19 protein-coding genes are annotated in these 25,577 nt (G+C 61.1%); 11 read left to right on the top strand and 8 right to left on the bottom strand.

Going from position 1 to position 25,577, the window contains the following annotated elements; translation table 11 throughout:
• The first annotated feature begins 17 nt into the window (after positions 1–17).
• Complete coding sequence (locus tag IE095_RS16375) at positions 18–6,458, top strand: RHS repeat-associated core domain-containing protein (RefSeq protein WP_189413049.1); 6,441 nt, start codon at positions 18–20, stop codon at positions 6,456–6,458.
• Between the two features lies 1 nt (position 6,459).
• Positions 6,460–7,164: a hypothetical protein gene (locus tag IE095_RS16370; RefSeq protein WP_189413047.1), complete on the top strand. Its 705-nt coding sequence runs from the start codon at positions 6,460–6,462 to the stop codon at positions 7,162–7,164.
• A 185-nt stretch (positions 7,165–7,349) separates the two neighbouring features.
• Here IE095_RS16370 and IE095_RS16365 read toward each other — a convergent pair whose 3' ends face one another.
• Together IE095_RS16365 and IE095_RS16360 are read right to left on the bottom strand one after the other, a co-directional pair.
• Positions 7,350–9,482, bottom strand: coding sequence for a TonB-dependent siderophore receptor (locus tag IE095_RS16365; RefSeq protein ID WP_189413044.1), 2,133 nt, complete (start codon positions 9,480–9,482; stop codon positions 7,350–7,352).
• Between the two features lie 106 nt (positions 9,483–9,588).
• Positions 9,589–10,524 (bottom strand): ABC transporter substrate-binding protein, encoded by a 936-nt coding sequence (locus IE095_RS16360; RefSeq protein WP_189413042.1) that lies wholly within the window; start codon positions 10,522–10,524, stop codon positions 9,589–9,591.
• A gap of 151 nt (positions 10,525–10,675) precedes the next feature.
• On the opposite strand from IE095_RS16360, the gene IE095_RS16355 reads away from it, so the two are divergent.
• Genes IE095_RS16355 through IE095_RS16345 form a run of 3 tightly spaced genes read left to right on the top strand, consistent with a single transcriptional unit; the run spans position 10,676 to position 13,340 of the window.
• Positions 10,676–11,620, top strand: coding sequence for an iron chelate uptake ABC transporter family permease subunit (locus tag IE095_RS16355; RefSeq protein WP_189413041.1), 945 nt, complete (start codon positions 10,676–10,678; stop codon positions 11,618–11,620).
• Entirely contained in the window at positions 11,617–12,561 is a 945-nt protein-coding gene (locus IE095_RS16350) for a FecCD family ABC transporter permease (protein WP_189413039.1), read from the top strand. The genes IE095_RS16355 and IE095_RS16350 overlap by 4 nt, the downstream gene beginning before the upstream one ends.
• Positions 12,558–13,340 (top strand): ABC transporter ATP-binding protein, encoded by a 783-nt coding sequence (locus tag IE095_RS16345; RefSeq protein ID WP_189413037.1) that lies wholly within the window; start codon positions 12,558–12,560, stop codon positions 13,338–13,340. Before IE095_RS16350 ends, IE095_RS16345 begins: the two co-directional genes overlap by 4 nt.
• A 52-nt stretch (positions 13,341–13,392) precedes the next feature.
• Here IE095_RS16345 and IE095_RS16340 read toward each other — a convergent pair whose 3' ends face one another.
• Both IE095_RS16340 and IE095_RS16335 read right to left on the bottom strand, forming a co-directional pair.
• On the bottom strand, positions 13,393–17,226 hold the full coding sequence (locus tag IE095_RS16340; RefSeq protein WP_189413035.1) for an amino acid adenylation domain-containing protein: 3,834 nt from the start codon (positions 17,224–17,226) through the stop codon (positions 13,393–13,395).
• Positions 17,223–17,426, bottom strand: coding sequence for an MbtH family protein (locus IE095_RS16335; protein ID WP_189413033.1), 204 nt, complete (start codon positions 17,424–17,426; stop codon positions 17,223–17,225). The genes IE095_RS16340 and IE095_RS16335 overlap by 4 nt, the downstream gene beginning before the upstream one ends.
• Before the next feature lie 162 nt (positions 17,427–17,588).
• Here IE095_RS16335 and IE095_RS16330 point away from each other — a divergent pair, with 162 nt between their 5' ends.
• The 5 genes from IE095_RS16330 (at position 17,589) to IE095_RS16310 (ending at position 22,646) form a co-directional block, all read left to right on the top strand.
• Complete coding sequence (locus IE095_RS16330) at positions 17,589–18,746, top strand: PLP-dependent transferase (protein WP_229804874.1); 1,158 nt, start codon at positions 17,589–17,591, stop codon at positions 18,744–18,746.
• Positions 18,743–19,615 carry an alpha/beta hydrolase gene (locus IE095_RS16325; RefSeq protein ID WP_189413029.1) on the top strand — a complete coding sequence of 291 codons (873 nt, stop codon included), beginning with the start codon at positions 18,743–18,745 and terminating at the stop codon, positions 19,613–19,615. The genes IE095_RS16330 and IE095_RS16325 overlap by 4 nt, the downstream gene beginning before the upstream one ends.
• Before the next feature lie 3 nt (positions 19,616–19,618).
• Complete coding sequence (locus tag IE095_RS16320) at positions 19,619–20,662, top strand: GNAT family N-acetyltransferase (RefSeq protein ID WP_189413027.1); 1,044 nt, start codon at positions 19,619–19,621, stop codon at positions 20,660–20,662.
• A complete protein-coding gene (locus tag IE095_RS16315; RefSeq protein WP_189413025.1) occupies positions 20,659–21,936 on the top strand; it encodes a lysine N(6)-hydroxylase/L-ornithine N(5)-oxygenase family protein in 1,278 nt (425 codons plus the stop codon). Before IE095_RS16320 ends, IE095_RS16315 begins: the two co-directional genes overlap by 4 nt.
• Before the next feature lie 176 nt (positions 21,937–22,112).
• The gene (locus IE095_RS16310; protein ID WP_189413024.1) at positions 22,113–22,646 is read left to right on the top strand and encodes an RNA polymerase sigma factor; all 534 of its coding nucleotides are present in this window, start codon (positions 22,113–22,115) and stop codon (positions 22,644–22,646) included.
• Here IE095_RS16310 and IE095_RS16305 read toward each other — a convergent pair.
• A complete protein-coding gene (locus IE095_RS16305) occupies positions 22,595–23,158 on the bottom strand; it encodes a 4'-phosphopantetheinyl transferase family protein (RefSeq protein ID WP_229804873.1) in 564 nt (187 codons plus the stop codon). The two genes, IE095_RS16310 and IE095_RS16305, sit on opposite strands and share 52 nt — an antisense overlap.
• 115 nt (positions 23,159–23,273) lie before the next feature.
• On the opposite strand from IE095_RS16305, the gene speD reads away from it, so the two are divergent.
• Positions 23,274–23,618, top strand: coding sequence for an adenosylmethionine decarboxylase (gene speD / locus IE095_RS16300; RefSeq protein ID WP_189413020.1), 345 nt, complete (start codon positions 23,274–23,276; stop codon positions 23,616–23,618).
• Here speD and IE095_RS16295 read toward each other — a convergent pair.
• The 3 genes from IE095_RS16295 to IE095_RS16285 are packed head-to-tail and all read right to left on the bottom strand — an operon-like array spanning position 23,615 to position 25,576.
• On the bottom strand, positions 23,615–25,180 hold the full coding sequence (locus tag IE095_RS16295; RefSeq protein ID WP_189413018.1) for a polyamine aminopropyltransferase: 1,566 nt from the start codon (positions 25,178–25,180) through the stop codon (positions 23,615–23,617). The genes speD and IE095_RS16295 overlap by 4 nt on opposite strands.
• On the bottom strand, positions 25,177–25,404 hold the full coding sequence (locus tag IE095_RS16290) for a DUF350 domain-containing protein (RefSeq protein ID WP_189413016.1): 228 nt from the start codon (positions 25,402–25,404) through the stop codon (positions 25,177–25,179). Before IE095_RS16290 ends, IE095_RS16295 begins: the two co-directional genes overlap by 4 nt.
• Before the next feature lie 13 nt (positions 25,405–25,417).
• Positions 25,418–25,576 carry a hypothetical protein gene (locus IE095_RS16285; RefSeq protein WP_189413014.1) on the bottom strand — a complete coding sequence of 53 codons (159 nt, stop codon included), beginning with the start codon at positions 25,574–25,576 and terminating at the stop codon, positions 25,418–25,420.
• Between the last annotated feature and the right edge of the window lies 1 nt (position 25,577).

Genomic DNA, 25,577 nt, shown 5'->3' with positions numbered 1-25,577 from the left:
ATAATCGGAGCACAACCGTGATTCTTCGCGCATCTTTTGTTGCTGTTGTTCTTGGCCTAGTAAATTTTGTTTCGCCGCCCTCAGCTTTTGCGCAAGACACGACAAATGTGTCGAAGCCGAACAAACCTGAATACCCAGAGCCCGACATTCATGGCGCGGGTGGGGAATTTACCCAATTTATCCCGATTGAGGTTCCAAAATACCGTGGAATCGAACCAAAACTTGGTTTGGCCTATAACTCATCCAACAAGTCCCGGGCCAACGCGGATGCCATTCTGGGTGTAGGGTGGAGCCTGACCGGGGTTTCAAAGATCGACAAAGTCTCGCTTGGCGGCGGCGTTCCATTCTGGGATCCGGGCCAGGATCTTTACCGGCTGGATGGGCAGGAGCTGATGGCGTGCTCGGCCAATTGGTCAGAAGACTATCCGTTGGCCTATAAAACCGACCTTCCCAGCGCAAGTTGCTCGGCTGGCGGGCATTTTTCAACCCAGGTCGAGAGCTTTCGCAAGATTGAATATGTGCCGTCGGTCAATGCATTCCGTGTGACCGATCCGGATGGAACAGTCTCGGTCTATCGCCCCGTGAGCTATTTCACCGATGCAGATGAGGCGGCGACGGCGGATACGTCAGACATTCGCCTGGCCCGGCGCAGCAAATGGCTGTTGGCCGAAGTGCGGGATCTGTCTGGCAACAAGGTCACCTACGATTATGCAATTGCATCCTCGGCCGGTTATGCAGAAAGGATCGGCTCGATCACCTATGACAATGGATACAAGATTAGCTTTCTGTACACCGTCGATCCGCAAGCCGAGCGCATCCCCAATTATGCGACAGGAACAAAACAATTTGCGCGCCAATCGCGGCAACTGAGCACGATTACGGTGACAGATGGAAGCAGTAAGATAAGGGCCTATCGCCTTACATATGATCGTGCCGAATACACTTTGGCGCGTCGCTTGGCGCGTGTGATTCCTTATGGTGGAAATTATGTGGTCGAGGATAACCTTGTCACGGGCGGCGACAGTTTGCCCAGCTATTCGTTTGAATACACCGATGACGGATATGACGTAACCCGTCGAAACTATCCGGACTTGCTGGTTCATGGCGACTATCGCGTGGTGGACTACAACTATAACGGCGTCGAAGAAGTTGCTGTCTTGAAGAGCCAGTTCGGGCAAAAATCGACAGCGACAGGTGAATTCCTTTCGTCCACCGATGTGGCTGGGGTGACGTTTTGGTTCAACGCTTACGACAGATCAGAACCGCTGAAACGCGGCCGCGCGCTGAAGGGAAAGTGCGAGGTGGGTTCGGCTGGGGGAATGGCTATTGATTTTCGGAGTTGCGATGGTGAGCCACTTGTCGACTTTCTAGGAAATCGGCGTGGGCTATCGCCGCACACTTCGCTGATTGTCCACACGATCAAAGACTCTTATGTAAGCGACAACGGCAATCAGTTGGCCAAATCTGCTATTTTTGTCGCAATCGAAGAAGAGAACTCCATACTCAAAGCAGATCGGTATCGGGAAACCTCGGTATATACGCTGCCGACAAGTTCGCCGCGCGTCGACAAAGGTTTGCGTGCCAACCTCGACCTTGACCCCGACACAGAATTCTTTGGCTTGATGCCCGGGGATTACGCAATCACGAGCGTTGTGGACGGCAAATTTCAAGACGAAAGCTGGTCAGGGACAGAGCCTTCTGGCACGCAAATGGATGTCGACGGCAACGGCGTTGACGACTTTGTGGGCGGCGCACCATTCCGTGATCTTTTGGGGCGCTGGAGCCTAGGAGCTCCGGTTATTCGCCGGACACGACCGTCAGACGGTTTTTACAATGGGGCCTGGAAGCACCGTGGTGCCGCGGATTCTATCGCGGCCACAACGTTTAACCGTGCCGATTTCTTCACGGAAAAATCCAAATTCATTGGAATTTGGGATATGAACGGCGATGGAACGCAAGATTTTGTGTTCTATGAAGGCAACTACAACGGCGCCGATTCCGTTTACATTCAGCATGGTTCAGGCGTCGGGTTCACAGCCCCGCAGCGCATGCCCGTGCGCAACGTCGCGAATGAGCCCTATACTTGGGTCCATCTGGACGCTGACAGCACACAAGCCACTGATTTTGAGATTACGGATCTTAACAACGACGGACTGCCAGATCTTTTGGTCAAGTTTCTGACCGAAACCCCGCAATCAAATATGACGTGCACAGATTCAACGCCACCAATCACTTACGTGGCCGTGCCTTGCGTCCAGGTTCAACCGCAGACCGTTCGCGATGCCGATGTTTTCCTGAACACTGGGCTGACGTTCCGAAAGGTGAATTTGCGGGTGGACGGCAATCCGCTTGCACGCGTTCTGGGGACTGGCGATTTTGATGGCAACGGTGTCAAAGACCTGCTGTTGCACAGCAATGGCTGGGGCAACGATCACGGCCCTGCATCGGTCTATTTTGGGACATCGCCCGTGGCGAACCTGATGACCAAGGTCAATTTGCCCACGGGCGGCGCGATCGCCGTGGCCTACCGTGGCTCGCCCTACGATTCGGACAGAACCGCGTCGGAGAAAAGCGAAATCCCCGGTGTGCGTCAGATTGTTGACCGGATCACAAAGACGGACGGGCTTGGAGGCAGCGCGACATGGATCTATGACTATGCTGGCGCAAATTATGATTTTGTTCGTCGCAAGTCGCTTGGCTATGCCAATGTCATCATCCGCATGCCCGAGGGCGATCATGGTGACCCCCGACCGCGGATCGAACTGACCTATGACAATGGCCACATCGGTGAGGCGCGGAAGCTGCGCGAACGCAAGGTCGTGATTGGGGCCGATACGGTTTATGAACATACGAGCTATGACTATGAACGGGTCTGGACTACGGGGGACAAAGGCCCATTCCGGACCGTCCTGAAAGAGGTACGGTCGCGGACGTTGTTCGGCGATGTGCGCGTAATGTCGGTCAAAGAGTTCCAGTGGAACCGCTATGGCCAACAGACGATGATGGTGGATCGTGGCTTTGTAGCAGGCGTGGGAAGCAACCTTACCCCGGTTGGCGAGGTCACGGCGCATGTCTTTAAGTACAAGGCCAATGCCGAAGACCTGGACAAGTATATCGTCAATCGTGTTGCTTTCGAACATTTTCAGATCGTGCCGAACAAATCGGCCCTGATCGAGAACATCGTTACAGACAATCGGGCGAATTGGCTGTGGGCCAAGGACTATATCTATGATGGCGGTGCAGAAAATCTGACGCGCGGCCTTTTAACCGAAGTCAAGGAATGGTTCCGGGCCGCGGATGATACCGGGAACGGCAGTTGGCGCATCACGGCGAAATTTGGCTATGATGATTTTGGCAACAAGCGTTGGGAAGAAGACGCAAAAGGTGCCCGAACGCAGTATGAATATGGTCAGAAAGACTTTTTCCTGACCAAGGTCACCAATGCACTGGGCCATGTTACGCGGACACTGTGGGACACGGCCTGCCAAAAGCCGGATACTGTCACGGCCCCAGACAAGGTGCGGTCGATCACAAGCTATGATCTTCATTGCCGCGAAATTCGGTCGGCCCTGAAACCGCCGAAGCCTGATGAGCCCGCCGCAGACCTTCCGGCAATCCGGATGACGACGACCGAATATCTTAGTTTCGGCACGGTTGCGGACCAGCGGATTGTTACAAAATCCACTGCGACAAACGGCTCTGTCTTGGTTTCAAGGACCAAGCTGGATGGTTTTGGCCGGAGCTATCGGCAAGACAGCGGCTATGCCACCAGTTTTGCGGACAGCAACCCGATGATCGAGAGTTCGGTTCACACCGCGTATGATGTCCTGGGTCGCGTGAAATGGACAAGCATTCCCCTGCCCGGCGATGTCGAGCGGGGGAACATTGGGACCGCGCGCCGGACGGGTTTCACTTATGACATCCTAGGCCGCAACATCCTGACAACCAATCCGGACGGCAGCACCGTTGCGACCTACTACATCCGCAAGCCCCTGGTTGCCGGGGAGTACTATTATCCGACAATCGCTACGTCGAATGAGGATTGCGCCCGGAATACCACGGGCGTGCCTTGTCTTGCGACAGCCGTCAGTTTGGATGCAAATGGTCAGGTTATCGTCCGGCGGAGCCTGGCCCCTGCGGGCAATGAAGCGCTCAGTTCCACAACCCCTGTCCGCGCGAGCACGTTTTACCGCTATGACGCCGCCGGTCGTCTGATTGGCGTCACCGATCCCGAAGGTGCCGTCTGGGAGTACCGCTACAACACTGTGGGGGATCGCACCTACTCGAGCGATCCGGGATTGGGCGTTTGGACTTTGCGCTATGACGTCAACCACAATCTTGAGCAGCAGGAAGACGCCAAGGATCAGGCGATTGAGTTTGAATATGACGTGCTGAACCGTGTGCTAAGCAAGACCGTCACAGGCACGACGGGTGCCGCCATCACCACAACTTTCACCTATGATGGCAATGGCGTGCCCCCTCCCCCCGACTCGGTCAGCGCGCAGTATCAACTGGGTCGGCTGAGCACCCAATCCTTGCCGGGGCACAGCATCGCGTTTGGCTATGACGCATCGGGCAACATCGCCAAAACGATCCATACCGTGGACGACCAGCGTTTCGTGTTCGAAACCGCCTATTCCGCGTCGGGCCTCCCCACCGAAATCAAGGCCCCCTATCTGCCGGGCGCCACGCGCCAGGTCATGGCCACCTTTAGTTATGACAGTATGGATCGCCTTGCCTCGGCGCGGGGTGGCCCGACCGATGCCTTGCTAATCGATTCTGTCTATTACGATCTGCGGGGCCTGCCGCTGAGCACAAATTTCAGCAATGGCCTGTTCGAGTCGATCACCTACGACCAACAGCGTGGCTGGATAGATTCCATCGAACTGGGCGATGGTACCGGCGCGATGGACCTTTCGGTCAGCCGCTACAGCCGTGCGGCATCGGGGCGCATTGCCTCGGTGGAGACGGAGCGGGTCGAGGGCAACTATATCTATACCTACGATGTGATGGGCCGCCTGGTGAATGCGGCCAATGGCGCGATGCCACAGGCCTTTACCTATGACCGTGCGGGGCGCATGACATCGAACAGTCTGGTCGGCACCTATGTCTATGGCCCATCGGCGCCCTTTCATGCGCCCCAGGCCATCACCGGGCGTCCGCTGGGGGCGGCCGACCAAAGCCTGACCTATGATCCGAATGGCAATATGCTGGCCGGATTCGGGGGCAAGGCCATGACCTATGACGCCGAGAACCGGCCTTTGTCGGTGACGCTTGGCGGCAAGAAAACCTGTTATATCTATGGGGCCGACGGGGGACGCCTGAAAAAGATCGAGGCCGAAACCACGACCCTTGACTGCGCCAATCCGGTGGCGACAGGCGGCGAGATCACGCTGTATGTCGGCTCGCTGGAAATCCGTGGCTATGGCACGGCGGCCGAGGTACGGCTGGCCTATCCTTTGGGCAATATCCGGCTGACGAACGGCGTGCCGGGCTGGCTGCACACCGATGCCCTGGGCTCGGTTCGGGCGGTGTCGGATGCGACGGGGGTGGTGGAATCGTCGATCTACAAACCCTATGGCGAACAGTCGGAATGGGGTGATGCGGGGCCGGATGAAAGCAAGGGCTGGATCGGCGAACGCTATGACGCCGATGCGGGCCTGCAATACCTGAACGCGCGGTACTACGACCCGCAGCTGGGGCTGTTCCTGCAACCGGATTGGTTTGAGGTGACGGAGGCAGGGACTAACAGGTTCGCCTATGCGTACGATGACCCCGTCAACCTGAGCGATCCGGAAGGAAACTGCCCGTTTTGTATAGTGGTTGCTGCAATCACTTTGTTCGGATCGTCTATCGATCCGGCAAATGCGCCTGGTCCCGGCGACGCAACGCTTCCGTCCAATGGCGATAGGAATATGTTGATTGCTGCAGGAACTTTAGGCGCGGCTCGGCTGGCTCCGGCGGCGGTCAGTGCCATTACGATGGCAGAGACTGTGACAGAAACTGAAGAAGGACTCGCGCTTACAGGGGTGCAAGCAAATGCCGCCGTTGGAGCAGAAGCAGAAAGAGAAGTTATTGATAGTCTTGAAAATCAGGGACTTATAGTGCAGCCGCGCGTCACTTTGACCAATGGGGATATGCGATGCGTGGCTGATTGTGTCATATCCGGCACCCCCGGACAGACCGTTCAGGTTCCAGATGGGTACACAGTTGAAAGTCTTTCCGGAAAACCGTTGCTTGGTAGTGATGGAGGATCGGCGTCAACAATAACCTTGAATTCGAATGGTCAGGCTGTGATTGAGGTCAAGACTGGCAATGCAGTCTTGACCTCAAATCAGGCTGCGGTCTACCCTTCTGTAACGGCGGGAGATGCCGTCGGCGTCGGTGTAAATGCTGCGCGCGCCGATGTTTCTGGTAATTTTGGAAGTACGTCAGTGTATGTCTTGAGGAAAGACTGAAATGGTACGCTATTTAAAGGACCTTCTAGAGGAAATCTGCTGCGACGTTGCTGCAGATTTCTCCGGATGGGAATATAAAAAGGGCGCATTCAGAAAGCCTATACCTAATGGAGAGATGTTAATTGACGGCGGATTTTCATTCACAAAAACGGACACCCCCATAAGACCTGGCGTTCAAATCGAGCACAAACCCTCGATGAAGCTTTTTAAGAAAATTGTTGGTTACTGGCATCCAAGTTCTTTTTTGACTTTCGACGCTGTGGCTGATTTCAGTGGAAAATTTAAAAAAGAATGGAATAATGCGGCAATTGTCCTTGACAAGTCGACACTGCTATCATCGGCCCCAAATGCGGAGAGGTTGTCTCATAAATTCATAGACGTTTCAGATGCCCAGACAGTCATAAGATGTATGTTAGAAGATGGTTTGGATATGCTGAGCAACTACTTTGTCACGGCGAGTGAAGATGAACTGTTGTTAAATTTGCCGCCGAAATATCTGCCGAAGTTTAGCCATGATTCTCCGCCTGGACTAAGAGGTTCGTTAGGCATTGCCGCTTGCATTGCACACATCTATGCTGGAGACTTCGAATTTTTAAATTGGTATGCGAGTGAGGATTGCAAGACCGTGGTGCCTAAGAGGACCGCAGAACTCGAGAAAATATTTTCCGCTCTGCCAGAATTAGAGAAGGAGTATAAAATTCGCTAAATGCAATCGATTTTTTGGAAATATGAAAATTACCGCTCCGGTTCGAGAGTCACTACATAATTCGGCTCGAGACTCATCAATGATAGCCGCAGCAATTATAGTTGCAGACATATTGGCAATCCCCTCAACAAAACGGCGCGGCACACCCTGTTGCCGCGCCGTTGTTCATTGTCCCGAGGGCCCGGTCAGAACTTGGTGCTGACTGACAGGGTGGCGACGCGGCCTTCGCCCTTGGCGCAGCCGTAGCTATCATAGCAGACGCCATAATAGTCCCGGTCGAACAGGTTCGAGACGCCCAGATCGACGGTATAGCTGTCGGCCTCATAGCGGATCGACAGATCGGCCACGGCACCGCCTTGGGTCTTGCGGCCATTATCCTGGGTCGAGAAGCTGTCGGACTGATAGCGCAGGCCAGTGCCGATGGTCAGGCCATCCAGCAGGGCGGAAGCGTCGTAATCCACCCAAAGCGACAGTTGATGCTGGGGTGCCATGGCATTGTGGTTGCCCAGTTTCGAGGCATCGGCTGATTTGGTGATCTTGGTGTCAAGATAGGCATAGGACAGCATCCCTTGCAGGCGGTCTGTCAGACGGCCCCGCGCCTCAAGCTCCAGCCCGCGGGAACGGATTTCGCCGACGGTGACAAAGCTGGAGAAGGTGGGGTCAGAGAGGTCATAGTCCTTGACGTTGGTCTTGCGCAGATCGAACAGCGAAGCGGACAGCAGCAGCTCATCGCCCGGCTGATAGCGCAGGCCGAGTTCAACCTGCTTGCTTTTCGACGGGTCCAGCGTTTCGCCGGTGATCGTTTTGCCGACGTTCTGGATGAAGCCTTCGGTATAGCTGACGTAGGGGGTCAGGCCGTTCGCAAATTCATGGGTGAGGCCGATCATGCCGGTGAGGGCCTTGTCGTCCTGACTGTCGGATGTGCCGCCGATCAGGTCTTCGGAACGGTTTTCAAACCAGCTTTGGCGCAGACCAGCGGTGAGGGTGGTGCCACCGTCGAATTTCATGTGGTCCTGAATATAGAGGCCTTTTTCGACATAGGTCGAACGGGTGGTGGAGCCAAGGGCCGGGTCAGTCACGGCGAAGTCGAGGGCGGGGTTGGCAAAGGGGACGGTGTAAAGCGTGCCGTCGTAATATTGCGTCACCTTGTTCTGGCTGCGCTGATAGTCGAACCCGGCGATCAGGGTGTTTTCGATGGCACCAAAGCTGGCGTTCCATTCCAGATTGGTATCAAGGCCAAGGGTCTTGGCGTCTTCGTCGTTGCGGAAGGCGTAGTAATACATGCCCGCAGCATCGGCATAGGAATAGTCCAACTGGGCATAGTCGGTGGTCTGATGGGCATAGCGCAGGCGGTGGTTCAGCGTCAGGCCATTGTCGAATTTATGGGTGAGTTCCCAGCCGAAGGATTCCTGTTCGGTGTCGAAATGGTTATAGTCGGACTGGCGGAAGGGGAAATCGGTAGGAAGGGTTCCCCAAGCGGGATCAATGTCTTCGCCATTGACGGGGGTCATGATGAGGGGCTGTTTGCCGTCTTTCTGGACATGGGCCAAGATCGTCAGCGAGGTCTGATCGGTGGGGGCCCAGGTGAGACCACCTGCGATAAAATAGCGGTCATCCTCGGCCCCGTCGACGGCGGTGCCGCCGTCGCGGACAAGGCCGGTCAGACGTCCGGCAAGGGTGCCTTCGGCGTTCAGGACATTGCCCCAGTCAAAGGCGGCCTCGGCAGTGCCATGGCTGGCAAAGCCAAGACGGCCTTCGGCAACGCGGTCAAAGACGGGGCGTTTGGTGACAAGGTTGACCATGCCGCCGGCATCGTTCGAGCCGTAAAGAACACCGGCAGGGCCGCGTAGGACATCGACGCGTTCGATCATATAGGGATCGGTGGAAAAGGCGGTAAAGTTCAGGGCCTTTTGCGGCAGGCCGTCGCGGTAGAGGGCCCCGGTGCCCATGTCAAAGCCGCGGAGCGAGAATTGGTCATAGCGGTTGTCGGTGCCCCAGGTCGAGGCGTTGATACCGGGAACGAATTTGATCGCATCCTCGATCTGGCGGGGTTTGCGGAATTCCAGTTCGGTTGTGGTGACGACAGAGATGGACTGGGGGACTTCGGCCAAGGGGACGCCGGATTTGACGCCTGTTTCGGTGGCGGGGGCAAGATAGCCTTCAATAGCCCCGGAATAGGCTAGCTTTTCCTGCACGATGATGGGGGCCAGATCGGTGGTTTCGGCATCCTGCGCATAAAGCGGCAGGGTGGAAAGGCTGATGAGGGCGGTGTGGCAGAGCAGAAGATGGGGGAGACGGGCAGGCTGGAAGGGGGTCATGACATTTCCCAAGGCTAAGGGTGCAAACAGAGGGGTCCGGCGCGGGCCGGTTTTGCCTGGGGGTCTATCCTTGGGTGGCGGCAACCTAGTCAGGGCGGGGGCGGTGTCAATCCCGCGGGCGGTTTTTCAGGGCCTGATCGAGGCGAGGGGCCAATTTTTCGGCAACCCAAGGGATGGAAAGGGGGGATTGAAAGCTCATGGCGCCGGTTTCGGTGGCATCGAGCCAGACAGAGGCCTTGGGCATGTCGCTGTCGGCAAAGGCAGGCAGGGCATCCAGCAATTCGCGGCCTTCGGATTCGGCGAGCCAAAGGATGACATCGCGGTCAAAAAGGTCGATGCGTTCCAGACTGACGGCAAAGTTTCCGGCGGCGCTGACAAGTTCGGTGTATTCGGGGGGGATGGCAAAGCCCAGGGCGGCCATAAGGCGGTTGGAGCCATCGGCGGGGCCATAGCCCACAAGATCGGTGCCATTGACATAGGCGACGGCGGCCTCACGCCCGGCAAAGGCGGGATAGGCGGCGGCGAGGCGCTGCAAATCCGCCTCGACCTTGGCGATGATCGCCTCACCCTGATCGGCGCGGCCGGTGGCGCGGGCGATAAGGCGGAGTTCTTCTTGCCAAGGGGCGCCCCAGTCAGGGAAACCGGCAGGCGGGGCCACGACGGGGGCTATCAGGGAAAGCTGGTCATAGGTGGTCTGATCCATGGGCGCAAAGGTGGCAAGGATCAGGTCGGGCTGCTGCTGATAGACCCATTCAAGATCAATCTCGAACCCCCTTTGCACCTGGGGTTCGGCCCCCAAGGCCAGCCGGGCGGGTTCGGCCCATTCCCAAGTGGCATAGGGATGGCCGCCGAACCATTCATGGACACCGATGGGGGCGATGCCGAGGGCGTAGAGAAAATCCTGTTCGTGATAGCCGACGGAAACGATGCGCTGGGGGGTGGCTTCAACGATGGTCGTGCCAAAGCGATGGTCGATGGTGACAGGTTCGGCATGCAGGGGAAGGGCTGCACAGAGGGCGAGCAGAAGGGGGATCAGACGCATGGGACACTCCAGATTTCGGGGCCTGGCGTCGGGCTTGGCGGGGCTTCATCCCGCCGGGGCGGCGCAGAGTCAAGGGTTGCAGGGGCCGGGCTTTTGGCGCTAGTGGGCCAAGGCCAGCCCGTTGCCAGCCGCCCTTTTGGATCAATGGCGCATGGCACGACTTTCCCCCCTTTGGATCTTGGCGGCCTTTGGCGCGGCGCTTTTGCTGGCCTTGGCGCTGTCCTTGCGGTTTGGCGCGGCGGAACAGGGCTGGGCTGATCTGATCGAAGCGCGGGCCTTTCGCAGTGTTTGCGCAATGGCGGTGGGGGCGGCTTTGGCGGTGGTGGGGCTGTTGTTGCAGCGGCTGACGGCAAACCCCTTGGCCGATCCGGGGATCACGGGGGTCAACGCGGGGGCGGCGCTGGCGACGATTGTGTTGGCCTATCTGTGGCCGGGGGCCGGGGGGCTGGCGTTTCTGGCTGTGGCCAGTCTGGGTGCGGGACTGGCGGGATTGGCGCTTTGGGGCTTGGCCGGGGGAAGTGGCGGCACGGCGGCCTTGTCGCTGCGGCTGCCCTTGGCGGGTCTGGCGATCGAGGCGCTTTGCTTGTCGCTGGCGGGGGCGCTGATCCTGACCGATGCGGAAATGCAGGCGCGCTATCTGCGCTGGCTGTTGGGGGCGATACCGATGGTGCCAAGGCATGAGACGGCGGCCTTGCTGGCGATTGGCTTGGCCTTGGTCAGTGGGTTCCTCTGCTGTGAACGGCTGGAATTGCTGACCTTGGGGGCGGAACAAAGCGACAGTCTGGGCAAGAAACCGGGGCAGACGGTGGCGCTGGTGCTGGGGCATGTGACGGTGCTGGCGGGAGCCAGTGTGGCGATTGCGGGGCCGGTGGCCTTTTTGGGGCTGCTGGTGCCCCTTGTGGCGCAGGGTCTGGCACGGGGGAATTTGCGTTGGGCCTATGCCTTCGCGCTGCCCGGCGGGGCGGCGCTTTTGCTTTTGGCCGACACTTTGGGGCGGGTGATCGCAAGGCCGGGCGAAGTGGACGCGGGGATCATCACGGCGCTGCTGGGGGGGCCCGCGCTGATCCTTGTGCTGCGCAGGATGCTGGCGCGATGAGGCCCGTGTTGATCCTTTCGCTGGCCATGCTGGTGCTGGCCTATGTGGCGCTGGCCGGGGGGCGGGAATGGCTGTCGCCGGGGCAGGTCTGGGCGGGGCTCTGGAACCCGGATGATTTCTTGATTCAGGTGCTGCGCCTGCCGCGCGTGCTGCTGGCGATTGGTGCGGGGATGGCACTGGGTCTGGCGGGGGCGCTGATGCAGGGGCTGACGCGGAACACTTTGGCGACGCCCGATGTCATCGGGCTGGTGCAGGGGGCGAGTCTTGGGCATGTGTTGGTGCTGGTCGCTGGTGGTCCGCCCTTGTGGGGGGCTGTGGCGGGGGCGGCTTTGGCGCTGGCGCTGGTCAGCCTGCTTGCGCGGGGGCAAGGCGCGCTGGCCTTTGTGTTGTATGGCATCGGTGTAGGGGCCACGGCGGCGGCGGCGACAACGGTGGTGCTGCAACGGGCACCCGATGCGCAGGTGGCGCAAGCGATGCTGTGGCTTTCTGGGTCATTGTCGCGGGCCGATATGGCGACGGCGGGGCTTCTTTGGGCGGCGGTGGCTGTGGGATTGCTGGCGACCTTGGGCTTTGGGCGGGCGCTTTCAACGCTGTGGCTGGGGGATGAATTGACGCTGGCGCTGGGCATCAATCCCGCGCGGCTGAATTTGTTGGTGCTGGCCTTGGTGGCAATGCTGACCGGGGCGGCGGTTCTGGCGGTGGGGCCCTTGGGCTTTCTGGCCTTTACCGCCGCACCCTTGGCAAGGGCGGTGACTGGGGCCGAGCCCCCTGCCCTTTTGCCTGCTGCGCTGATGGGGGCCTGTCTGCTGGTTTTGGCCGATCTGGGGGCACGGCTGTTGGCCCCTTGGGTCAGCCTGCCGACGGGGCTTTTGATGGCGCTGATCGGAGCGCCCTATCTGATCTTTTTCCTGACGCAGGATCGACGTGGGATGATGCGATGAGTGAGCCGCTTTTCCGGGTGCAGAACCTGAAGGTCCGTCTGGGCCGTCAGATGATCTATGACGGTTTCAATGCCGATCTTCCCGCGCGGGGTGTGACAGGGATCATCGGGCCGAATGGCTGCGGCAAATCGACGCTGCTGCGCTGTCTGGCGGGGGTTTTGTCGCCTTTGTCGGGCGAGGTTTTGTTGGCGGGACAAACGGTCAACGCCTTGCCCCCGCAAGAACGGGCGCGGCGTTTGGCCTTTCTGCCGCAGGAACCAGCCAGCCTGCCGGACATGACGGTCGAGGGTTTGGTGGCCAAGGGCCGCACGCCATGGCGGCGGGCTTTCATGCCCTTGTCGGCAGGCGACCGGGCAGCGATGGCGCGGGCGATGGAGGCGACCGATCTGGCAGGGCTGGAACAGCGGCGTTTGGCCGATCTGTCGGGGGGGCAACGTCAAAGGGTTTGGCTCGCCATGGCCTTGGCGCAGGAAACGCCGGTGATCCTGCTGGATGAGCCGACATCCTATCTGGACCTGCCGCATCAGTTGCGGCTGCTGCATCTGCTGCGCGGGCTGGCACAGGATCATGGGCGGCAGGTGGTGATGGTGCTGCATGACCTGACGCTTGCCGCGCGGTTCTGCGACCATATTCTGGGCTTGAACGCAGGCCGGATGGTCTGTGAAGGGCCGCCGGAACAGGCGGTGACGCCCGCGTCTGTGGCGGCGCTGTATGGTCTTCGGGCCGAAGTGCGGCCCGATCCGGTGTTCGGTCGGCCTGTGGTCTATCCCTTGGAGTGACACCTCACCCTAACCCTCCTCCCCGTGGGGGGAGGGGACAGTGGCATCCGGTTCAACCGCTAAACGCCTGATCCAGCCGCAGCTTGAAACGTTCGTGAAAGCGGGTCTCGCCGATGATGTGCAGATGGTTGGTGCCTACGACGACTTCGGCGGCACTGGCCTTGTCGGACCATTTCCGCCAGTCGAGCAGGTTGAGGCCCCGGCTGAGGCTGTCACCCGCGCTGAACGAGGCGACGGGCACGGAAAGCGGCGTCATCCGGTGCTGGCGAAAGACAAGCGCGTTGTCGATCAGAACCCAGAATGTGTGTTCGCGGCTGGAGATTTCCGGGCCGTCATGGGGCAAAGGCTCGGCCTCATTCCCGATAAAGCGCAGGAATTGTTCGAAACATTCGGCATCCATCGCGCTGATCAACCTGTCCCACTGCGCCCGCATTTTCGTTTTGGCCAGCCAGCCCTGCAATTCGGCAAACAGGCGGTCGCGTTCGCCGGGGGCGAAATCGGGCACGGCACCGGGGGTGAAATCGCTGCCCAGATCGCAGACATCGACCATGCCCATCAGGCGCAGATCGACCTTGCCCTGCAATTGACGCGCCGCCTCCCACGCGAGAAGCCCGCCCCAAGACCAGCCGAGGAAGGCGCAGGGCTGGCCCGCGTTTTCGCGCAGGATGTGGTCGGCATAGCCTGCGACGACCTCTTCGACGGAAACATTCAGGCGCTTTTCTTCGTTCAGCGAATGGCAGAGAAAGCCCGTCACCGGCTGATCCGCCCCCAGACAATCGGTCAGCCGCAGATATTCGCGGGTCGACACCAGAAGGCCGGGGAAACAGTAAAGCCGAGGTTTGGTGCCGGTGGCCCGCAAGGCGATGGCGGAACGCCCCGTTTGCCCGCCTGCCGTGATACGCCGGGCGATTTCCCGGACGGTGGGGGCATCGAAGAGGTCGGCGATGGTGAGGGCGGTTTGCGGCCAATGGCGGCGCATGGCGGCGAGGGCCTTCAACGCGACAAGGGATTTGCCGCCCATGGCAAAGAAATCATCGGTGACGCCCATGTCAGGCGCGCCGATCAGATCGCGCCAGATTGTCAGGATGCGGGTTTCAGCCTCGCCCTTGGCGGCCACGCCTGCCCCTTTGCGCTGTTGCGCGTTTGGCATGGGCAGGGCGGCGCGGTCGAGTTTGGCATTGGGGTTGGTGGGCATCTTGTCCAGGACCACCACCGCCTCGGGCAGCATGTGTTTGGGCAGTTTGGTTTCCAAGGCTGCCAGCAGGGCGGGGCCAGCGTCCAAGGCGGGGCCGACGACATAGCCGATCAGGCGCTTTTCCGGGTCGCCTCGCAGCAGAACCAAAGCCTCACCCACGCCGGGTTCGGCCAGCAGGACGGCCTCAATCTCGCCCGGCTCGATGCGGTAGCCGTTGACCTTGATCTGAAGATCGACGCGCCCCACGAATTCAATCGTGCCATCCTCGCGCCAGCGGCCAAGATCGCCGGTGCGATACAGCCGCGCGCCAGAGGTGCCGTCCAGAACAGGGCCGAAGGGATCGGGCACGAAACGGTCGGCGGTGGTGTCGGGCTTGCCGACATAGCCGCGCGCGACGCCGGTGCCGCCAAGGTAGATTTCGCCGACAACACCCTGCGGGCAGGGCATCAGCTCTTCATCAAGGACATAGGCGCGGCGGTCGCCGACCGCGCGGCCCAGGGGGGCATAGACGCCGTCAAAGCGGGTGCCTGCCTGCACTTTCCAGACCATGGGGGTCATGATGGTTTCGGTGGGGCCATAGCCGTTGATCAGGATCTTGGCCTTTAAGGCGCGGCTGAGCAGGTCAAAGGTCGATTGCGCGAGGCCCTCGCCGCCAAAGGAATAGAGGCGCATAGGGGGGGCGCTGTCGGTTTCCTCGGCCCATTCGGCCAGTTGTTGCAGATAGGTGGTGGGAATGGAGGCATTGTTGCAGCCCTGTTCGCGCATCGCGGTCAGGGTTTGTTCGGGGGTCCAAAGCGGGCCATCGGGGATGACGACAGAGCCGCCCATCATCAAAGGCACCATCCAGCGTTCATGGCCCCCGTCCGACGAAAACGGCAGGAAGGGCAGTTCGCGGCTTTCGGACGACATTTCATAGACGCGGGCGGTGGTCTGGTTGTGGTGGGACAGGGGGCCATGTTCCACCGCGACACCCTTGGGCTTGCCGGTGGAGCCGGAGGTATACATGACATAGGCCAGTTGATCAGGGTGGATGGTCACAGACGGCGCGTCGGGACGCGGGGCATCGTGGAAATCCTCCAGACAAAGGACAGCGGCAGTCAGGCCTTGCGGCAGGCGGTCCAGATAGCGTTGGCGCGTCAGCACAACGCGCACCCCGGCATCGGTCAGGATATGGTGGTTGCGGCTGGTGGGGTGGTCGGGTTCGACGGGGATATAGGCCCCGCCCGCTTTCATTGCGGCGAGAATGGCCACGACCGCATCCGCCCCGCGTTCGATCAGGATGGCGACGGGCACTTCGGCCCCGACGCCCAGCGTGATCAGGTGATGGGCCAGCGCATTGGCGCGGGCATCGAGTGCGCCATGCGTCAGTCGGTCGGTCCCGCAGATGACGGCCAGTTTGTCGGGGGTCAGCCCGGCATGTTCGGCGATGATTTCATGGGTGGCGCGGGGATCAACGGGTGTCTCGTCGGGATAAGGGGCCGAAAGCGCGGCCAGTTCATCCTGCGACAGCAGGGGAATGGCGGCGGTGGGCAAGGCGGGCTGTTCGAAGCCCGCCCGCAGCAGCCGTTGCAAGTGGGTCAGGGCCCGGTCGATCTGCGCGGGCAGGAACAGGCCCCCATCGGCATCGGCGATCAAGGTCACGCCTTGCGGGCCGGGGCGTGCGATCAGCACTAGTTCTTCGGCCATCGGCGGCAATGGACGGGCCAGCCGCGCCACACCGGAGGGCAGCGCACGTTCTGCCTGAACATGCAGCGCCACCGCGCCCAGGGGGTGGCGGTCGGCCCCGGCGCGCGACAGGCGGTCTTGTTCCAGAACCTCGGTCGGCAGGGCATGGGCCCGCGCCTCGGCCAGTTTGCGGGCGGTGGCTTGCAGGGTCTGGGCAAAGCCCCGCCCCGGATCAGGCGCAAGGCAAAGCGGCAGCAGGCCAAGGCTGCGCCGGTCAGCCTCGGCCGCGCCTGTGCCCAGCGCAAAGCGCAGGTTGTCAAGGCCGGTATAGCGCCGCAGCAGCAGGGAAAGGGCGGTGGCAAGGCTGGCCTCAAGCCCCGTCTCTGCCATGCGGGTCGACAGGTCGGCGGGCAGGGTCAAGTGGCTTTGGATCCGCGCCTGTCCGGCCATGGCATCAAAACGGTGCGGAAGGCGGGCAATTCCATAGCTGTCCATCAGGGCCTGCCAAGTGGATAGCCTGCGTGCCCTTTCGCTGCGGTCCAGCAGGATTTCATCCAGACTGGCGGGTTCGCGGCCCTGCAAAAGCAGGGCTTCGATCCCGGCCATGACGCCATCATCGGCCAAAAGCGGATGCAAGCTCAGGGCCAGCAAATGACCGCCTTCGCTTTGCCAAAGGTCCGCAAAGGCGGGGCTTTCCGTCAGATCGGGCTGGTGGCTTTGCGCCCGTTCCATCGCGGCATCGACATCGCCCTTGCCCTGACGGGCGAGGATTGTCTGACCCGTGGCATGCCGGCGCGCCACGCCGCCGGGCAGGACGCTGAACCGCGCGGTAAAGGCGGGATGCTGGGCCAGAACCGGGGCGACGGCTTGCAGAACCCTCTCCTCGTCCCATGTCGCGTCAAACCCGAGGATCAGGATTTGCGGCTGATAGGGGCCCAGCTCCCCCACCTGATCATGCGCAAAGATGCGCTTTTCGACGGCGGTCAGCGGACGATCACTGGCGGGGAACAGCACATCCTTGCTCATGCCATTACCTCTTGCAGGGCGGAGGGGCGCATGTCGGTCCAGATTTCGGCGATGCGGGCCAGACAGGCCTCACGCCCTGCCGGTTCGCCCTGCACCTGCCAACCGGCGGGCACGGCATGGGCCAAGGGGAACACCGAATAGCGGCCTTCATGGTTGCGCAGGATCACCCAAGGGGCGTGGGTCAGGGTCGAATTGGTCATTGCGCCATCCTTTGGAAACTTTCCCACAGGACGCGGCAGGTTGCGCAAAATTCACCCCAGCCACCAAATTTTCTGCCTCGCAGAAATTTTTCTGCGTTGCGGTGAATTTCGGGGCACCCGGCGCGTCCTATGGCCAATGGGATCACCCCGACGGAGCCTTCGATGCATTTTTCCCCCGACCTGATCACCCCAAGCCTGCCCGTGCCCCATCACGCGACGGCAACGCCGATCTTTCAAAGCTCGTCCTTTCTGTTCGACAGCTATGCCCAGATTGCCGATGTCTTTGCGGGGCGGTCGGACCGCTATATCTATTCCCGTGGCGACAATCCGACCGTGTCAGAGTTGGAGGCGCTGATCGCGCGGCTGGAGGGGACGGAAAGCGCACGGGGCTTTTCATCGGGGATGGCGGCGATCTGCGGGGCGGTGATGCCTTTCGTGACGGCGGGCGACCGGATCGTGACGGTGGAGCACATCTATTCCGATGCGTTCCGGCTGTTTGAAACGGTGCTGAAGCGGTTCGGGGTGAGCGTGACCTATGTCGATGGGCGGGATACGCAGGCGCTGATTGATGCCTTGCCGGGGGCAAAGCTGGTCTATCTGGAAAGTCCGACAAGCTGGACCTTTCGGTTGCAAGACGTGGCGGCGGTGGGGGAAGCGGCGCGCCGGCTGGGCGTGATTTCAGTCATCGACAATTCTTGGGCGACGCCCATCTTTCAGACGCCTGCGGCGCTGGGGATCGATCTGATTGTTCATGCGGCCTCGAAATATCTGTCGGGGCACAGCGATACCCTGGGGGGGCTGGTGGCGGGGCCAAAGGCACTGATCGGCAAGATCGACCATGAGGCCACGCATTTGTATGGCGGGCGGATGTCACCGGTGGATGCGTTCCTGATCCTGCGGGGGATGCGAACGCTGGAACTGCGGATGCAAGCGCATCGGGACAGCGGGCTGTATCTGGCGCGGCGGCTGGCGGATCATTCTTTGGTGACGGCCGTGCATCATCCGGGATTGCTGGTGGAACGGCCCAAGGGGCTGACGGGCTTTGGGGGCCTGTTCGCCTTTGATCTGGCGGATGGGGTGGATGTGGAAGGATTCTGCAATGCGCTGCGGGTGGTCAGGATTGGGGTTTCTTGGGGCGGGCCGGAAAGCCTGATGGTGCCGGGGCAAGCGGCTTGCGGGCTGGCGGGGGCGGCAAACTCCTTCCGGCGGTTCGGGGTCAGCCCAAGGACGATCCGTCTGGCGGTGGGGCTGGAACCGGTGGCGGTGCTGGAACAAGATGTGCTGAACGCGATCAGTTCGGCACAAAGGGCAGCGGCATGAATGTGAAACTTCACGGCGAGGGATTGGCAGGGGCGGGGGGGACGCGCTGGTTCGATCTGGAGGATCGGGCGAGCGGGGCAGTGCGGCGGGTGTTCCTTTGGGTGCCTGCGGGCGAAGCCCCTGCAACGGGTTGGCCCGCGCTGTGGCTGCTGGACGGCAATGCGGTGATCGGGACAGCGGTGGATGTGATGCGGTCGCAGGCGATGTGGCCTACGGGGACGAATCTGGGTTGGGGGGCCTTGGTGGCCGTGGGCTATCCGACGGAGGATGCCTATGACCCGTTCCGCCGCAGTTGGGATCTGGGGCCGCCGCCGGGGGCCAGCTATCCGCCGTTCTGGCCGGATACACCCGAGGTTCGGACGGGGGGTGGGGCAGAAATGGCGCGGTTCTTGCTGGAGGATGCGCGGGAGTTTCTGGCGGGCCATGTGCGGCTGGATTTGGACGAACAGGCGCTGTTCGGCCATTCCTTTGGCGGCTTGTTCGCGCTGTGGCTGTTGTTCACGCAGCCCTTGGCCTTTCGCCATTGGATCGCGGCCAGCCCGGCGATCACTTGGGAGGAGAGTTTCCTGCTGAAGCATCTGGATGGGTTTGTCGTGCCCAATCCTGCGCCACGCGTGCATCTTTCGGCGGGCGAATGGGAGGGAATGCAACTGGCACCGTTCCAGACGCGGGGGGCCGAGGTCGAGGCGCGACTGGCGGAGAAGGGGCGCATCCGGACGGTGGCGGCGATGGAAGAGATGGCTGTGGCGCTGAAGGCGAAGGGCGTGGTGACGGCCTGCGAAATCTATGCGGATGAGACGCATATGTCGGTGCTGCCGGTGGCGGTGAACCGGGCCCTGCATTGGGCCTTTGATCTGGACAAGGAATAGACGATGCCGCGTGACCTGCTTTCCGGCGAGATTCTGGCACTGCGTTCCGGCGATGCCGTGGCCTTTGGTGACGGGGTCTTTGTCGCTTTGCGGGATCAGGGCGAGGGGCGGCTGGACCTGAGCGCGCCCCCTGCCCTTTCCATAGCGCAGGCGCTGGCCGCGTTCGAGGCCTTGACGGCGCAAGGGGGCGAGGTGGCCTTGCGGTTGGTGGGGTCTGAATGGGCGGGGCTGTTGCCGGACCTGCGGCGTATGGGGGCGGTGCTGGACGGGCCGGATGGGGTCTTGGTGCTGCCTGCTGCCCTTTGGCAAGTGCCGGACCGTTGGTTGCCGCAGGCGCTGACGGGCTTTCCGACGATCTGGCAAAGCGGCCCCCATGGGCGCTTTCCGCTGCGCCCGCCAAAGCCCGAGGGCGTTATCTATCGACGGCATATCCCTTGGCTGGACCAATGGCTCAGCTTTCGGGCGCTGACGCTGGACGATCTGCCAACATTTCACCGCTGGCAGAATGATCCGCGCGTGGCGGCCTTTTTTGAGGAATCGGGCACGCTGGAGGAACATCGCGCCTATCTGCAACGCCTGCTGGATGACCCCCATATGTTCCCCGTCATCGCCGCGCTGAATGGCCGCGACTTTGCCTATTTCGAACTCTACTGGGCCCGTGAAAACCGGATCGGGGCGCATTGTGATGCCGATCCTTGGGATCGGGGCTGGCATGTTCTGGTGGGCGAGGAAGACATTCGCGGGGCGGACTATGTCACCGCCTGGCTGCCCAGCCTGATGCATTACATGTTTCTGGCCGAACCCCGGACGCAAGCGATCCTTGGGGAGCCAAAGGCCAGCCATGTCCAGCAGTTGAAAAACCTGGGCCGGGGCGGTTTCGCGCATGTCCGCGATTTCGACTTTGCCCATAAACGTGCCAGCCTTGTCCGTCTGGAGCGCCAGCACTTCTTTGAATCCCGCCTCTGGGCGCGGCCGGAAACCGGCGGGGGCAGTCCCCTGCGGCTTTCACCGGCGCGCCTTTTGTCCCAAGGAGTCTGGACATCATGACCGCGCAAGACCATCGCCCCCATGATCTGCTGGGGGTGGGCTTTGGCCCGTCGAACCTGTCGCTTGCCGTTGCGTTGCACGAAATGGGCCAGCCGATCCGGGCGCATTTCCTTGAGGCGCGGGCGGAATTCGCTTGGCATCCGGGGATGCTGATCCCCGGGGCCGACATGCAGGTGTCTTTCCTGAAAGATCTTGTCAGCCTGCGGAACCCGCAAAGCGCCTTTTCCTTTGTCAGCTATCTGCATGCCAAGGGGCGGCTGAGCAAATTCATCAACCGCAAGACCTTTTTCCCCAGCCGGGTGGAGTTCACCGACTATCTGGCCTGGGTCGCAAGCCAGATGCCAGTCTGCGAATACGACCGACGCGTGGTGGGAATCGAGCCGGTGGAGGCTGCGGGCCAAATCGAAGCGGTCGAGGTGATCAGCCAGAATGCGGCGGGTGAACAAGACTGCCATCGGGCACGTCATCTGGTCATAGCCCCGGGCGGACGGGCCCGCTGGCCTGTGGTTTTTGCGGGACTGCGCGGCGATGCGCGGGTGATCCATTCCAACGACTATCGCACCAAGGCCCTGCCCCGGCTGCAACCGGGAATGCGGATCGTGGTGCTGGGCGGCGGGCAAAGTGCTGCCGAGATCTTTGGCGATCTGGCGGGGCGGGCCGAAGGGTTGCGGCTGGATCTGGTGCTGCGCGGGCGGGCCATGCGGCCTGCCGACGACAGCCCCTTTGTGAACGAAGTGTTCGATCCCGAACAGACGGCGCGGTTCCATGCCTTGCCAAAAGCCCAGCGGCAAAAGTCCCTGACGACGCTGGCCGCGACGAATTATGCGGTGGCGGATGGCGACAACATCGCGGATCTTTACGATCTGCTTTACGAACAATCGGTGCAGGGCGGCGACCGGCTGACGCTGCACAGCGAATGTCTGCCGGTTCATGCCGAGGCCACGGCGCAGGGCTTGCGTCTGGTGCTGGACGGGCCGGAGGGTAAGCGCGAATTGCAGGCCGACATGATCTTGCTGGCGACGGGCTATGACCGTGCCTTGGATTCCAGCGTGCTGCATGGGCTGACACGGTTCCAGACCGGCGAACCGCCTGCGCGGGATTATCGGCTGCCGATGGTTGCGGGCTTTGCCCCGGCCATCTTTGTGCAGGGCTATAGCGAGGCGACGCATGGGTTGAGCGATACACTGCTTTCGGTGCTGGCGTTGCGGGCCGAAGAAATCGCGCGGTCTGTGGTGGAGCAAGTGCGCGGCGGAACCTTGCTGGCCGCCGAATGAATCGGCGCGGCGACCCGCCGATTTTCAATCACTGATTGCATATCGCTGTTGCCGCCAGAGAGCCCATCAGATAGAAGGCGGGCATCTACTCAGCCCGGTGCCAAGCAGACCCAACCCTTTGGAAAGCTTGGCCCGTCATGTCTGAATCTGCCCAAAATCAGGCGTTTGCCTGCGCCTTGACGCGTCAGAAACTGATCGCCCATCTGATTGAAGAACGCGAATTGCTGATCGGCGATGCGATGCGCATTCTGGGGGCGAGGGATCGCGCCGAGGATGTGGTGCAAGAAGCGGCGCTGCGCTGTCTGGACAGTCGGGCCATCGGGCCGGAACTGGGCAGTGCACGGGGCCTTTTGCGGCGGATGGTGCGCAATCTGGCGCTGGACCAGTTGCGGCGATCAGCCAGGGATAGCGGCGGCGAAACCGAAGAACCGGCCAGCCCGGCTCCGGGACCGGAGCAGCGTTGTGCGGACAGGGAACAGTTGGCGGTGCTGATGGCGGGTTTGCAAACTCTGCCGTTGTCACACAGGCGCATGTTTCTGGATCATCGCTTGGGAGAGTGCCGCCAAGTGGATATTGCGGCGCGGGAAGGGCTTTCCCCGGCCCGTATCCATGCGATCATTGCGAAAAGCCATGCACGGCTGTTGTTGGCGATGGGCGATCATGCCGACAATCTGGTCCATGTGACGACGGCGTTTTCCAATCTGACATAGCGGACGCGGACACGCTGTCCCTGCCGCAAAGCAGGGGCCAGATTTTGCGTCAACACGAAAGCCAGATGATCTGTTTGGGGCGGCTCGGCCAGTTCCAGCGCGTCAAAGCCAAAGACCCGACCGACCAGCGGAAACGCCGCTTTGAAAAAGCTTTCCTTGGCCGAAAAGATCAGAGTTTCGACATCGGGCAAGGCGCGCGCGCGCAGCTTGGCAAGGTCGCCCGCGCCCATCGCCTCGGCCCGCAATAGGCCGGCGGTTTCGGCATCGGCCCGGCCTTCGACATCGGCGCCATAGTGGTGCGCCGCGCCGCGCGCCAGCAGGCAAAGGCTTTGTCCCTGCCAATGGCTGAACGCGCCGCGGCGGTCGGCTGGCCAAAGAGGCAGGCCCGAGGCGGCGCGGGCGATGTCACGGGGTGGCAGTTGCAGCCGGGCCTCGGCCAGCCTTAGCAAATTTTGGCCCGGCCCCAAGACCAGAACCGTATCGGGAAACAGGCTGTCGATCCAAAGAGGCATCATTGCTGACCTTGCTGCGACGCCAGACCTATGATGACACCGGTCGGGTGAAAAGGGGCAGAAGGCGTCCTGCAATCTGCTTTACCTTTCGATGAAATGCGGGCAGGTCGATAAGATGGACCGAACCGCTGCTCCACTGCCCGGCCAACACTTGTTGCTGGATTTCCACGAAGCCCGGACCCTGAGTCTGGAAGAGGTGGAGAATTGCCTGAAACGGGCGGCCAAGGCGGCGGGCGCGCGGGTCTTGCAGGCCATGCTGCATCCCTTTCCGGGGGGCGGGGTGACGGGGGTGCTGTTGCTGGCGGAATCGCATATATCGATTCACACTTGGCCGGAAACCGGATTTGTCGCCTTGGATATCTTTCTTTGTGGCGCGGCTGATCCTGAACCGGCCCGCAGAGTGCTGGAAGAGGCTTTTGCCCCGGCGCGAGTCACGGCCCAACTGGTGCGGCGGGGCTAGCGGAACCAACGGTCCCAACCGTCATTGTAATAACCCACCAAGGCGTGATCGCGCAGGCTGTTGGGGCGGGGCCGACTGTCGGCGGCATCGGGGGCAAAAACCTGCGCTTCGGCCCAAATTTCTGGCGTCAGATAGCGCAAACCGGGCGGCAGGTCGGTCAGATTGTTTGTATGGGGCTGCTGTGTCACCAAGGCAAAGCCCCAGTCACCAAAGCTGGGCAGGTAGGCGTGATAGGGTTGCAGGTGAAGCCCGGCCTCTGGCGCGCTGGGATTGCGGGTTTCACGCAAGGTGCGAATGACCGACCAATAGGCATCGCGCGCGAAAAGCGGCGAACCGGCCTGCACGGCCATTGCCCCCCTTGGCGACAGGCGTTCCATCGCCATCGCATAAAATTCGCGGGTATAGAGTTTTGACAGAGCGATGGATTTCGGGTCGGGCAGATCGGCCAGAATCACGTCGAACAAGCCCTGATCTTCTTCCACGAATTTCCAGGCATCGCGGTTTACGATGGTGACACGCGGATCAGACAAAGCCCCGGCATTCAGCGCCGCCAGATCGGGATCTTCGCGGAACAGGGTTGTCATGGCGGGGTCCAGATCGACCAGCGTCACGGCCTGAACCTGTGAATGACGCAGCACCTCGCGCAGAGCCATGCCGTCGCCACCGCCAAGGATCAGAACCCGTTCGGCCCGGCCCGCCAAGGCCATCGCGGGATGGACCAGCATTTCGTGATAGCGATATTCGTCGATGCTGTCGAACTGGATCGACCCATCCAAGAACAACCGCACCCTTTCACGGAACCGTGTCACCACGATGCGCTGGAAGGGGGTCTGTTCGGCCAGGATGATGTCATCATCATAAAGCGCCGCCTCGGCGACCGAGACCATGCGCTCGGCCTGCCAAAGCGCAAGGCCCGTGGCCAGAACGGCGAGGCCCCAAACCAATACAGCCAGACGCGGGGCCAGATCGCGGAAAATCCACAGCGACATGCCCGCCACCAACAGGTTCATCATGCCAAAGGCCAGACTGGCCGACATCAGCCCCAGATGCGGCAGGATGAGCGTGGGAAACAGCAGCGAAGCGGCCAGCGCCCCAGCATAATCGACCGTCAGCACATTCTCGAACCGGAATTCCGGCGCGCCGATCTGTTTCAGGATGCGGGCAATCAGGGGGATTTCCATGCCAGACAGGGCCCCCACAGCAATCAGCGCGGCAAAAAGAGGCAGTTCGACATCCCCCGTCGCGGCATAGGTGAAATAGAGAAGCGGGGCCATAAAGCCGCCGATCACGCCCAGCGCAATCTGCGCCCAGATGAAACCGGGCAAGGCCTGACCCACAAAGCGCGAAAGCCAAGCCCCCAGACCCATCGAGGCCAGATAGATGCCGATCACCAGTGAAAATTGCCGCACGCTATCGCCCAGAAGGTAACTGGACAGGGTAGCGGCCACCAATTCATAGATCAGACCGGCCACGGCAACGACAAAGGTCGCCGCCAGCAGCCACGTTTCGCGCTGGCGGGTCAGCAAGGCCGCGCTGGCGGCCTCGTCAGGGCCTTCGGTCATGATGAGAGGATCACCGCACCGATGATAATCGACAGGGCCACGAAGATGGACCCCACCAGAATGGCGAGGGCGCTGTTCTGATCCTGTTCGATTTCCTTGATCACCGAAAACGGCGCGACGCGGGTGATCAGATACCAGCACAGGCCCAGCATCCCCAGCCCGATCAGCGTATAGACCACCGTCGCAACCACTTCGGCAGGGTTGATTGCCGCCAGAAGATTCATTGTCCTGTCCCTTTCATTTCACATCCGCATTGCCCGAACCGTTGCCCAGGCTACCCTGCCGCACCGATTGCACTGTCTGATCCTCGGCCCCCACCCCGGCATAGGACAGCCAACCCGCCCCGGTAAAGGTGGCACCACAGCCTGCCAGAACGATCGCCCGAAACAGCGTCATG

This window comes from Neogemmobacter tilapiae (assembly GCF_014652215.1).
Classification (GTDB): Bacteria; Pseudomonadota; Alphaproteobacteria; order Rhodobacterales; family Rhodobacteraceae; genus Neogemmobacter; species Neogemmobacter tilapiae.
Note: the sequence above shows the minus strand (reverse complement) of the source record. Positions and strands in the feature narration are given on the sequence as shown.